Source organism: Methylobacterium sp., from assembly GCF_019745455.1.
In the GTDB taxonomy this organism is placed as follows: Bacteria; Pseudomonadota; Alphaproteobacteria; order Rhizobiales; family Beijerinckiaceae; genus Methylobacterium.
This window is the reverse complement of record NZ_JAIETD010000157.1, coordinates 1-10,441: the sequence shown is the minus strand read 5'-3', so window position 1 is coordinate 10,441 and position 10,441 is coordinate 1. Positions and strand designations below refer to the sequence as shown.

General features: G+C 63.2%; 11 protein-coding genes and 1 tRNA gene. 4 read left to right on the top strand and 8 right to left on the bottom strand.

Going from position 1 to position 10,441, the window contains the following annotated elements; translation table 11 throughout:
• Window positions 1-401: hypothetical protein (locus tag K2Y56_RS25095; protein WP_292514481.1), on the bottom strand; the 401-nt coding region annotated here is incomplete at its 3' end.
• A gap of 109 nt (window positions 402-510) precedes the next feature.
• Here K2Y56_RS25095 and K2Y56_RS25090 point away from each other — a divergent pair.
• Window positions 511-609: transfer RNA gene (locus K2Y56_RS25090), tRNA-Leu, on the top strand.
• Window positions 610-1,039: 430 nt separating this feature from the next.
• On the opposite strand, the gene K2Y56_RS25085 is transcribed toward K2Y56_RS25090, so the two are convergent.
• Complete coding sequence (locus K2Y56_RS25085; protein WP_292514478.1) at window positions 1,040-3,427, bottom strand: EAL domain-containing protein; 2,388 nt, start codon at window positions 3,425-3,427, stop codon at window positions 1,040-1,042.
• A 588-nt stretch (window positions 3,428-4,015) separates the two neighbouring features.
• Between K2Y56_RS25085 and K2Y56_RS25080 the strand changes: the two genes are divergently transcribed.
• A complete protein-coding gene (locus K2Y56_RS25080; RefSeq protein WP_292514475.1) occupies window positions 4,016-4,258 on the top strand; it encodes a 3',5'-cyclic-nucleotide phosphodiesterase in 243 nt (80 codons plus the stop codon).
• 424 nt (window positions 4,259-4,682) lie between these two features.
• Entirely contained in the window at window positions 4,683-5,048 is a 366-nt protein-coding gene (locus tag K2Y56_RS25075; protein WP_292514473.1) for a cytochrome c family protein, read from the top strand.
• Window positions 5,049-5,084: 36 nt separating this feature from the next.
• On the opposite strand, the gene K2Y56_RS25070 is transcribed toward K2Y56_RS25075, so the two are convergent.
• The 4 genes from K2Y56_RS25070 to K2Y56_RS25055 form a co-directional block, all read right to left on the bottom strand.
• A complete protein-coding gene (locus tag K2Y56_RS25070) occupies window positions 5,085-5,282 on the bottom strand; it encodes a hypothetical protein (RefSeq protein ID WP_292514470.1) in 198 nt (65 codons plus the stop codon).
• Window positions 5,283-5,313: 31 nt separating this feature from the next.
• Complete coding sequence (locus K2Y56_RS25065; RefSeq protein WP_292514467.1) at window positions 5,314-5,940, bottom strand: acyl-homoserine-lactone synthase; 627 nt, start codon at window positions 5,938-5,940, stop codon at window positions 5,314-5,316.
• A gap of 169 nt (window positions 5,941-6,109) precedes the next feature.
• A complete protein-coding gene (locus K2Y56_RS25060) occupies window positions 6,110-6,838 on the bottom strand; it encodes a LuxR family transcriptional regulator (protein WP_292514464.1) in 729 nt (242 codons plus the stop codon).
• A 147-nt stretch (window positions 6,839-6,985) separates the two neighbouring features.
• Window positions 6,986-7,417 carry a DUF488 family protein gene (locus tag K2Y56_RS25055; protein WP_292514484.1) on the bottom strand — a complete coding sequence of 144 codons (432 nt, stop codon included), beginning with the start codon at window positions 7,415-7,417 and terminating at the stop codon, window positions 6,986-6,988.
• A gap of 228 nt (window positions 7,418-7,645) precedes the next feature.
• On the opposite strand from K2Y56_RS25055, the gene K2Y56_RS25050 reads away from it, so the two are divergent.
• Complete coding sequence (locus K2Y56_RS25050) at window positions 7,646-8,443, top strand: GH25 family lysozyme (RefSeq protein WP_366849483.1); 798 nt, start codon at window positions 7,646-7,648, stop codon at window positions 8,441-8,443.
• Between the two features lie 125 nt (window positions 8,444-8,568).
• Here K2Y56_RS25050 and K2Y56_RS25045 read toward each other — a convergent pair whose 3' ends face one another.
• Together K2Y56_RS25045 and K2Y56_RS25040 are read right to left on the bottom strand one after the other, a co-directional pair.
• Window positions 8,569-9,240, bottom strand: a complete 672-nt coding sequence (locus K2Y56_RS25045) for a BA14K family protein (RefSeq protein ID WP_292514458.1) — start codon at window positions 9,238-9,240, stop codon at window positions 8,569-8,571.
• A 219-nt stretch (window positions 9,241-9,459) separates the two neighbouring features.
• A complete protein-coding gene (locus tag K2Y56_RS25040) occupies window positions 9,460-10,347 on the bottom strand; it encodes a GGDEF domain-containing protein (protein ID WP_292514454.1) in 888 nt (295 codons plus the stop codon).
• Between the last annotated feature and the right edge of the window lie 94 nt (window positions 10,348-10,441).

Genomic DNA, 10,441 nt, shown 5'->3' with positions numbered 1-10,441 from the left:
ATCATACGAGCTATAGCCGCGCGACAGGCTTCTCCGTCTGATTCCTGATGCTCCCCCCATCCGGGAACCCATTGTCGCGCTCGCTGGATGAACTCGGCCGCTACCCCTTCCTTCCGAAGGTGGTGGATGAGGATGGGGATCGATGCTTTGTCCTGTGTGTCCAAGTGTCTGCCTTGAGACACGTCGAAGATGCGGGCGAGATCCAGGGCGAGCTTCAAAGCCAGTGAGTGCTGCACCACATTGAAGGCATCCATCCCGTCGATATGTCGGCCGGCGAGATGTTGAGCCACGACCTCGTTCGCGGCTTCCATCGTCTCACAAACATCGATGGCGATTTTGATATCAGGCAGGAGCAAGGAGACGATCGCTTCGACTCGCTCGACGGCCTTCTCGGTCAGCATCGCGCTCGCTCGTTTGGACTGGAATAGACATCGATAATTGGCATCCAAAACTTTGGAAAGCCTTTTGCAAACCGCCTCTAAGCCATTGATCTAACGATCATCCTATATCGCGTCTTTTGCAAAATTATTGTTATATCTCAATGCTTCCACCTAGCTTGAGGTGCTAGTCCTGCAAGGGGTGGAGGTTCGAGTCCTCTTGGCCGCACCAACTTGAATGAGTTGGTGTTTCTCGTCTGAGTTTTCCGATTGCTCCCAGCGAGCCAGATCGGTTTCCTTGTGAAATCCCGAGACGGATATATGCGCTGCGAGTGCGGCCCGTGTTCGGCCCATCATGCCTAAAGGCGGTCGCGTCATCGCGGACCGCGGTTGCAGAGTCCCGGCATGCTCCACGTTTCGTTGGTTGGCGCGACAGTCATTCACGCCGTCACGGTCCCCGCAGGCAACCTACGCCTTCACCAGCCGACGATCAGGTGGTCGAAAATCACCATCGCCCGCCGACAAGGGGTGGGCGGCTGAGCTTCATCGGCTGAACGATGCTGAGGCCAGGAAGAGGGGGCGCTGGGGCCGCCCATGTCCGTCAAGCGATCCGGAGGAAGCGGACCGTCGTTCGCGTCCACGAGAAATGGCTCTAAGACACCTCAAGCGACCTTCAGGTCCGCTCCGGTGATCGGCTCCGCACCATGCGTGTACTGGGCAAACTCACCGATCAAAGAGGGGCGACCCATCAGGTAGCCTTGAGCGGCGTGACACTGCTCGGCAATGAGGAAGTTCAGCTCCGCATCCGTCTCGACGCCCTCTGCCAGGACCGGTAGCCCGAGACCACGGCCGAGGCCGAGCACGGAGCGCACGATGGCTGCCGTCTGCTCGTTGGTGTCGACCGATCGAACGAACGATCCGTCGATCTTGATCTTGTCGAATGGGAAGGAGCGCAGATTCGACAGCGACGAGTAACCCGTGCCGAAGTCGTCCATGGCGATGCGCAGGCCGAGCGACTTCAGCTGCCGCAGCGTCAGCAGCGCTCGGCTCGGGTCGCGGATGAGTGCCGTTTCCGTCACCTCAACCTCCAGCCGGTGCGGCGCCAGGCCCGTCTGCAGCAGGATCTCGTGCACGAGATTGACGAGGTGGGGGCTATGGATCTGCACCGCCGAGACGTTGACTGCCAGCGCGAGCGGCCTCGGCCAACTCGCCGCCTCGCGGCAAGCCTCGCGAAGCACCCATTCGCCGATCTGCAGGATGGCGTCGCTTTCCTCGGCGATGGGGATGAACACGGCTGGGGAGATGTGCCCTCGTTCTGGGTGGTTCCAGCGCAGCAGCACTTCGAAGCCGATGACCTCGCCGCTGCCGACGACCGTCTGAGGCTGATAGACGAGGTGCATCTCTCCGCGTGCCACGGCGTGGCGCAGGTCGTGTTCCAACAAGCGGCGCTCTCGCACGTCCGCACCCATGCGCGCCTCGAAGAAGCGGTAGGTGCCGCGGCCCTCGGACTTGGCCCGGTAGAGTGCGGTGTCGGCGTAATTCAACAGGCTCGCCCGCTCCTCCGCGTCGTCAGGGTAGAGGGCGATGCCGATGCTGGAGGCGATCTGCGGACCGCTAGCCTCCGGATTGCCGGAGCGCAGCGCCTCGAGGATCCGCTCGGCCAGGCGCCCAGCCTCGGAAGGCCCCTCGCAGGGCATCAGGACGGCGAATTCATCGCCGCCGAGGCGGGCCATCATCTGCGTTTCGGCGAGTTCGCCGGTGACGATGCGAGCGACGCTTTCCAGCATCGCGTCGCCGGCGGCATGTCCGAACAGATCGTTGACCTCCTTGAACCTGTCGAGGTCGAGGCAGAGCACGGCGAGCTTGCGATGGCCCGCATCCGCCGCCCTCATCTCAACGTCGATCCGCTTGCCAAAGCTGGCGCGGTTCGCGAGCCCTGTCAGTGCGTCGTGGTGAGCGAGGAATTGGATCTGGTGCTCGGCTTGACGGCGAGCCCTCAGATCGCGGACGGCGACGGCGTAATGCGGCCGACCGGCATACTCGACCATCTGCATGATGACCTCGACCGGAACCAACCCGCCGTCCGTCCTCCGCAACTCCGCCTCGACCGGCCGCTCTGGCTGGCTGGCAAGGGCCAAGCGCGTGGCCTCGGCGGGAAGGAAAGCCGAGAGCGCCGCGCCGGCGAGCCTCTCCTGAGGCAAGCCAACGAGGCGAGAGAAGCTGTGGTTGGCACTGACGATGGTGTCACCGGTACAGACCAGAAGTCCTTCGACGGCGGCATTGGCGAGGCTGCGCAGGCGGTCCGCCTCACGCTCGGCCTGTCTACGGTCGCGAAGGTCGAGGCCCAGAGCGGCTCCGGCAAGCAGCAGAATGGCAAAGCTCGCCAGCGCGACAGCGACGGCGAGCCAGCTGTTGGGTACTGCCGTTTCGGAAACCAAGACACTGGGGTCTGGGGTGATGGTCACGGCGCCCATGGCGGTGAAGTGATGGCCACAGATGGCCAGAACGAGCAGGAAGGCGCCCGGCAGCTGCCGCCGCATTCCTCGCCCGCCGGAGCCCATGGCCAGCGCAGCGCCGCCCAGCACGGCACCGAGTGCCAGCGAGACGATCACCGTCGCCGGCTCCCACGCCTTGTGACCGGCCACATCGTAAGCAGCCATGCCGGTGTAGTGCATTGCGGCGATGCCGATACCCAGGATCGCTCCACCACCCCAGGCGGCGAGGCTGCCGTCGACGAGAACCGCGAGGCCCAAGCCGCTTCCGACCAGAACGATGGCGATCACGAGGGACACGGCGGTAAGCGCGATATCGTATCCGCCAGGCAAGCCGGGTGCATAAGCGAGCATGGCGATGAAGTGCGTCGCCCAGATGCCGGAGCCGCCGGCGCCAGCTGCGACGGCAAGCCATGCTGCCTGCATCCAGCTGTCCGCCCGGCGTGCGTGACTGACGAGGCAGACCGTTGTCACCGCCGACAACCCACAGATGGCGGCCGCAAGAGCGACGAGCCGCAGATCATGTGCCTCGACGAGGCAACCGACGACAGTGAGCATAAGGGGTCCTGTTAGACGTTCGCTCACCGTTGATACGGTCCAATTCTTTTTTTATCGTTCGCAAGTATGAGCGGCACATCGGTTCACGATTTCGTGCAAACGCGCTGAACTTAACATTTATTTATATTGTCTGCACGCGAGTTAGGGGGTGAATCTGGATGATATCATCGGATATATTTATGTCGACGCGCAAGAATTCAATCGATTACGCAAGCTCGAGTTAGTCTCGGTCTTGATTAGCTGGCGCGAGGGCCTGTTAACGTGACGCACGGATGCGGTCGTTGGGAGCGGGAGCAATCCACCTCATCTGCTTGCGAGGATCATGTCCGCTTTCTGCGATGATGGCGTGCGCCATGGGCGGAGCCTCGCCCATGGCGAGTGAGGCGTGCGAGTGAGGCGTGATTGAGCGCAGGGGTCGGGGGGGCTCTCTCGATGCGGCGGTATGGGGGCTCTGGCCGCCTGTTCGATGGAGTGTCGGGATCCGCAAAAACAAATTGCAACTGTCCCGCATCGTGGGACGTTCAAACGCGCCGTATTTCGTCAATCAGGACGTCTCGGCCCTTCACCCTGCATCATCGGATTGCCCCAATGCGCACCCTCATCGTTGCCTTGAGCCTCCTTGCACTGACAGCGCCTTCGCTCGCCGGCTCGGGATCAAAGCGAGGTAATGCCGACCTGGAGAAATATTGCGCCGGTGATGCGTTGAGCTTCTGTGCCGGCATCCCGCCCGATGATCCGGCCATGGATGCATGCTTCAAGAAGAACATGTCCAAGCTATCGGAGAACTGCCAGGGCGCCATCAAGGCTTACCAAGCCTCTGGCGGCAAATAAAATTAGAGCCCGTCACCGATCAAACCCGTCGATTCCTGCGGCGAGGCACAAGCTGCCGATCCGCAGGATTCGGCCGCGCCAACGTGATTTGTTCGCGTTGGCGTAAGACGTTCCGACGTGAGCTTCGTCTCCGTCGTCTGTTTCCGATACAGCTTACAGAAGATCTTCCGCAGCGGCGCCTGCAACCCCGAAGCACCTCGGGGATGCTTGGCGTGGGTCCGTCATGGCAGCCATCCTTGCCTTTCGTCGCCCCTGGATGAGACCGATCCGCATCCCCGTTGATCTCAAGAGCCTATACGTTCATGGGGCATAACTTAATCCTTGGTGCGGATAAGACAGAGTGTCGCATATGGGGCTTCAGCCCTGGGCAGCCCTGGGCTCAACGACAGATAGTACCGGTCGAGACAAGAACCGGAGGAAATCTATGCGCCGCCTCGCTCTCACCGCTGTTCTGCTTTTCGCTCTTCCCGTTTCGGTACAGGCGCAGGATGCCGGCGATCCGGCCGCTGGCGAAAAGGCCTTCGCGCCATGCAAGGCGTGCCATCAGATCGGCAAGAATGGTGTCGGTCCCAACCTCGTCGGCGTCGTCGGCCGAAAAGCGGCAAGCTACGAGAATTATAATTATTCCGCCGCCCTCAAAGGCGCCGACATCACCTGGGACGACGCCAATCTCCACGACTGGTTGAAGAACCCGAAGACCAAGGTGCCCGGAACCAAGATGGTGTTTGCGGGCTACCCCGACGACAGGAAGATCAACGACGTCATCGCCTATCTCAAGACACTGAAATAGGCGTTGTGACCTGAAGGTCAGCCAAGCCGTTCGCCGCTATCCCTCGCGATAGTCCCCTGCCTGCTCCGAGGGAATGCCCTTGGCGAGGGCGAGGGCCACCTCGTAGAGCAGCAGGTCGATGAGATGGCGCATCGAGGTCGTACCGGCCTCCTCGATGACCGCCCGTGCCGCCATGCAATGGTCGGCCAGGATCTCGAGGGCGTCGTCGGATATAATCATCTGGGTCGCGGACATGGGATTGGGCCTCCTGGCACGGGGGTGGCGATCACGCCGCGAGGTAGCGGACTGTCGAAGGAGCGAGGACGGATGCGGTATCGCCGCGGACTCCGCGGAGGCGGGCGAGCGTGCGGCCATCGAACTCGGCGGTTGCGGCCAGGATGTCCTCGCCACTGATCGGCTGAGGCAGGCCGAGGGGCTGCGCCCGGAAATGCAGTTGGACGACGTGGAGCAGGTAGAGAGTCGGCATCTGCAGGACGAGGCGGCGCACTCCGCTCGCGAGGCCCCACTCGACGATGCCGGTCAGGAGCGCGATCGAGACCGGGTTGACCGCCTTGCCGCGCGCCCGGTGCGAACGGGCGACCGCCTGCCGGGTCCACTCCCAAGTATCCGGTCCGCGGGGCAGATCGCCCTCGCAGAGTTGCGGCATGACGTCGGAGAGGAGGTGTGGCCTCGTCGTCGGAAGGAGTCGGCTATAGCCGACGACGCGATCGCCTTCCATGGCGAGGAAATGGATCGCATGCTGCGTATCAAACTGGTCGATCTCGCGGAAATCGGCTCTTGCCAGATCCGTCCAGCCTTTTTCGACGACGAACACGTCGTGGCGAAGGCGCCAGACCTGCTCCATCGTATCGGAATACTGATGAGCATTAGCGGCAGTGATGATGTGGATCATGGCGAGGCCTCCCTAGTCGGAGATTGTCTCGCATGTCGCCGCGCGTCGGCGTACTACGGGAAATCGTAGGGCCCACGACGTTCTTCCGAACATTGCATTCGGGATGCGTGTATCGGATGCCTTCGCGGGCGATCGAGTCCGTCGGAGGCGAGTGCGTCGAAGCCCGCGATCAGATGATGAGGCCGCGGCGCAGCGCCATGGCGACTGCTTGGGTCCGGTTGGTGGTTCCGAGCTTGGCTCTGGCCGATCGTAGATGGAAATCGACGCCATGGGTGGAGATGCCCATCACCTCGCCGATCTCCCAATCGGTCTTTCCTTCCGCAGCCCATTGGAGGGCTTCGCGTTCACGCGGCGCCAGTCGAACCGGCGCCGCCACGCCCTGGCCGGCAAGCAAGATGAGATGGCCGAAGGCGTAGGTCGCGACGAGCTGCAACATGCCCCTGTCGAGAGGATCGATCCCGAGGCGATCGCCCGAGACGCTGAAACCCGCGATCTCGCCGTCGAGGGTCTGGAGCGGGATCGTCAGCCCGTCGCTGAGGCGGAAGTCGGCGGCCTCGTCCATGATCCGGCGCGACGTCGTCGTCAGCGGCCCCTCCTTGAGGTCGAGCCAGGAAAACGGTGAGGAGCCGGTGCCGAGGCGTTGGACGGTCGGGTCGTGGAACGCGTAGCCGCGCGACAGGTAGCGTTTGCCCCATTCCATCGGGAAGGTGTTGATCAGCACGTGATTGCGATGGTGGCGGACGGGGGTTCCGGGCACCGGAACGGTGCCGGCCATCACGTGGGAAACGCCGAGATCCGCGAGTTCGGCCATCAGAAGCGAAGCGACGTCGCCGCTGCTCGCGGTCCGGTCTAGCGACCGTAGGAAGCCGAGCGTCTGGTCCAGGGATTTGCGTGTCATCCACCATCTCGGCGGTAGGGTCGTCGCGATATTGGGAGATGACGGAGATTTGTTGTCAATGATCAGAAGTGACTGAATTCGTTCACCGCCCAAGATTTCGGCGGATTGCCTTTGGAGGGTGCGCTTCTGGCGCTGCCGGGCCTTGCCTCAGCCGAAGAGGTCCACGGCCACGAAGCCGCGCTCGGTGAGGCGTTCGGCCAGAACGCGGCGATGGCAGAGCTGCGGATCGCGCTCGAAGCACAGGAGGCATGTGGGAGCATCTGCCGCCAGATCGGCCAAGGCATCGAGCGCGAGACCACTATCGGCAGTATCGAGCACCTCCTCGCAATAGATCCGGCGCATCAGGGCTGTGTCATGGGCGCGGGCAGCCTGCCGTCCGGCCTTGGGTGTTCCGAGCACCCTCAGGTGGTCGTAGCTGAGGCCGGACTCGACGAGGAAGCGGCCGAGGGCCCCTTTCGAGAAGCCGCGCTTGCGCGAGTTGGCGACGGCGCGAACGTCGGCAAGGCGAGCGACTCCCGCCGCGGCGAGGGCGTCGCGCAGGCGCTCGGGATCGAGCCCTTCGTAACCGATGGTGAAGATCGTCTGCAAAACGGTGCCTCCGATGCCCGGGCGACATTGGTCAGGCCGCTCGCAGGCTCAAGTTGCCCACAGGCAACGCCTTACGGAATTTCGCCTCAATGACCGCAAAGCTCTGTTAACTGCGCTCGGGCATCCATGATCCAAGTGCGTAGGCGTGGGGTGATGGACGTGGGGGCGATGTCGCTAACGAATCGACGCGCGGCTGGGCTCGGCTCTCGTCGTGGCTGGATGCGAAAGGCCGTCGCCGCGGCCTTGCTGGCGAGCCTCGCCGCCTGTGCCGGCACAACCGACCTGTATCCCGAGAAGGGCGATGCCAAGCCTCATCCCGGCGTCGCTCGCGCCAAGCAGCATCCGATCCAGGGCATCGACATTTCGAAATGGCAGGGCCGCGTCGATTGGGCCTCGGTCCGCAAGGCCGGCACCCAGTTCGCCTTCATCAAGGCTACCGAGGGCGGCGACCACGTCGACGAGCGCTTCCGCGAGAACTGGGAGGGCGCGGCGGCGGCCGGCGTGCCCCGCGGCGCCTATCACTTCGTGTTCTGGTGCCGCTCGGCGCAAGACCAGATGGCCTGGTTCAAGAAGAACGTGCCGATCGACCCGACCGCCCTCCCACCCGTCCTCGACGTCGAGTGGAACGGCCATTCGCAGCTCTGCCCGAAGAAGCTGCCGAAAGCTCAGGCCCTGAGCATGGTGCAGTACATGCTCGACGAGATGGAGCGCTACACCGGCAAGCGTCCGATCATCTATACGGACATCACCTTCCATAAGGACGTGCTCGAGGGCGAGCTGCCGGACTATCCTCATTGGGTCCGCTCCACCGCTGCCGAACCCGAGCAGCGCTTCGCCCGCCGCAAATGGATGCTGTGGCAGTTCACCTCCACGGGGCGGGTGCCCGGCGTGCGGGGCGACGTCGATCGCAACGCCTTCTACGGCACGACAGCCGAATGGGCCTCGTTCCTCGCGACGGATTGCGACCCCCGTGACCACCACCACCTGTCGAAGCAAGGTCGGTGCACCGAGAAATAGGGTAGCGGACCCATCCTCGGGTTGATGCCCGGTCATCATCGACGCAACGGGGTCCCGGTCGAAACGAAAAAGGCTCCCTCGTGCCCGATGCGCGAGGAAGCCTTTTCAATCAGAGGTCGTCTGCCTTACGGGCAGGGACGGCGGCGTCCATCGTTGCCGAGATAGGTACCCGTACGGGGGTCGTAGGACCGGAAACGCTGCGTGCAATAGGCGACCTGATCGCCGATGGGCGCAACTTCTTGTTCTTCGGCGTATCCCCCATCATAGTAGACGGGAGCATAGCCCGACCCATAATAGTCGCTGCCATAGTAGCTGCTGCCTAGGCCGTAGCCAATGCCGGCTCCGGCAAGACCGAGGCCGACGCCCAATCCGAGGCCGCCATAGCCGCGGCGGTAGCCGTACCCGCGCCCACCGTAATAACCGCCACGATTGCCGGCGAAGCCTGCGCCGCGATAGACCGAGCCGCCGCCAAAGCCTCGGACCGGTCCGCCGTAGCCACCTCCAAAGCCTCGATTCCCGACGACGGTACCGCCGCCGAAGCCCCGGTTGCCTCCAGCGAAGCCACCGCCACCGCCTCCGGCCACGAGCCCACCACCGAGAGCGTTGCCACGGAAGCTGCTTCCCGCCGCACCAACGGCGCCATTACCGAAGCCGCTCCGGCCGGCACCCGCGTTGCCGACCGAAATACCTCCGCCGAGAGCGTTGCCGCGGATGCCGTTGGCTTGAGCGTTGGCGATCGTTGGAAGATACGCGAGACTGCCAATCAAGGCTGCCGACGCAAAAAGCAGAGTTTTCATGGAATCCACCTGAAGTTCTAGAAGCGAACGTAACAGGTGAACGCGGGGCGAAGCCGGGAGTTCACGCCCTGCACGGGCGCAGTGTGTCACAGTTTGTTTCTTCGAGTGGCTCGGCAGCACATCGGATGACTTTATTGGTTCACCGAGCCGCCGGCCATCGAAGCGGCAGAGAACCCTACCACTCGATCGATGCCGGTGAGTCGTTCATCGACGGAGCTTTCAGGCACCGACCACGCAACGCCCTTCGTCCTGCGGTGACCCCTGCCGGACCCTGTTCCGGCCCATGCGCTTCGCTTGATAGAGAGCTTCGTCAGCAGCCGCGACGAGGCCGGCCGGGCCCTCGACTTCATCGGTGGTCGTGACGATGAAGCCGCCGCTGACTGTCACCGAGAGTGACGCAGTCGGTGACGGCAGGTCGAGGGAGATCACCTCCGCGGCGACGGCTGCTCGCAGCCGCTCGGCGATCGTCGAGGCCAGACGGCCATCGGCGTAGGGCAGGATGACGGCGAATTCCTCGCCGCCGTAACGCGCCAGGATGCTCGTTCCAGGACCGATGCATCGATCAAGACAGCGTGCCACGGCCTGAAGGCACTGGTCCCCTGCGAGATGCCCGAGCGTATCGTTCAGGCGTTTGAAATGGTCGATGTCGAAGATGATGAGGCCGATCGCGCCGCCGCTGGTTGCATGTTCCCTCCACAGCCGGCTGAGGGCGACGTCGAAGGAACGGCGGTTTCCAATTCCCGTCAGTCCGTCGGTCTCTGACAAACGGCGCAGCAAGCTGTTGTGCTCGGCGAGCGCCTCAACTGCCAATTTCTCGCGAAGGGTGTGGAGGAAGTTGCGCCTCTCTCCCTCTTCCATCCGGTAGGTCGCGAGGACCATGTAGGCTGCCGAACTCGCAAAGAGCAGCACGGCGAAGATCCTCACCGTCGGATCGAGCCCGCTATGGGCGAGGGTGCTCGTCCCGCCAATGGCGACGCAGACGCTCGTGAAAAGCACCGAGCGCCGATAGGAGAGCGGGAGAGCGACGTTGCCGAACAGCAAGACGCACGCATAGGTGAAGACGAGAAACGGAGCGTTGACCGAGTGCGAGAGGTGGCAGAGCGCCACGTTCCCGATGAAGATAGGATGTTGATTTCCGCTGAGAGTTGACCCGGCGTTTTCGTTGAGAAGTGACCCAGGTTCAGGGGTTGATGTTTATCAT